We start from the raw sequence: 875 nt of genomic DNA, 5'->3' as shown, positions 1-875 counted from the left end.
TGGCGCGTGCTCGGCAAGGTCCGCACCGACCCGACATGGGCGACCGCCCTGGTCCGGGCCCTGCTGATCCTCACGAACCGCGAAGCCTCCCGCTGACCGACGATCTTCGCCGAAGTCATCCGCCCACGACCAGCCCGAGCACCCCGAACCCCACACACACCAGCCCACCTGACCTGCAGGTTTCACGATGCACACCGCTCACTCAGTCAGCCGGCGCCGCTCGGCGGCTTCCCACCGAGGCGTCAGCAACCGGTGCGTCTCATAGCCCTCCGGCCGCCGGTGTGGCTTGGCGGCATACGGATTCAGCGGTCCGTCCACATCCACCAACAGCACTGGGCGCACCAGCTCACCCCCTTTGGCTCTGCGTCGCACGGTACCGGCCGCCGACGGGGCCGCCTAGCGAAATACTGGCAGGTGCTGATCTCCGCAAGCCTGGGCTCCGGGATGGTGCGACGATCTTGCTGTGGCAGCAGTGATCACGGCGTCGGAGCCGTCTTGAATAGCCCCGTTCACCGGGCTGAACCCGCGCGCCTTCCGCAAGCTGATCACGATGCTGCGCCGCGAAGGAGCCGAAGTGCCGCGGCCGGGGCGTCCATGGTCGCTGCCGGAGGAAAGCCAGGACGAACCCGTGGGATGTCGCAGAAGAACGCAAACCGCGTGAACACGGCGTTCGCGTCCGTCGCCCGCTCAGGGGCGCCGCCAGTCGTCGTTCGTCAGATGCGACCCGGCCTGCGGGCCCATCCGGAGCATGCCGCCGTCCACGCTCCAGGAGGCGCCGGTGACGTACGAGGCGTCCGGACCGGCGAGGAAGGGGCGCTGTCATCCCTGAAGGAGCGGGGCCGGTCAAGGGTGTTACCCCCGTCTGTTTTCCCGGT

At 68.7% G+C, this 875-nt stretch carries 2 pseudogenes; one reads left to right on the top strand and one right to left on the bottom strand.

Annotated elements, in window-relative coordinates:
• Positions 1-499 precede the first annotated feature (499 nt).
• Positions 500-619 (top strand): annotated as a pseudogene (locus ACFP2V_RS31600) (IS5/IS1182 family transposase); the annotation flags it as partial.
• 68 nt (positions 620-687) lie between these two features.
• On the opposite strand, the pseudogene ACFP2V_RS31595 reads toward ACFP2V_RS31600, so the two are convergent.
• Positions 688-810: pseudogene (locus ACFP2V_RS31595) on the bottom strand (SDR family oxidoreductase); the annotation flags it as partial.
• Between the last annotated feature and the right edge of the window lie 65 nt (positions 811-875).

This window comes from Streptomyces incanus, from assembly GCF_042656345.1.
GTDB classification, from domain to species: domain Bacteria; phylum Actinomycetota; class Actinomycetes; order Streptomycetales; family Streptomycetaceae; genus Streptomyces; species Streptomyces incanus.
Note: the sequence above shows the minus strand (reverse complement) of the source record. Positions and strands in the feature narration are given on the sequence as shown.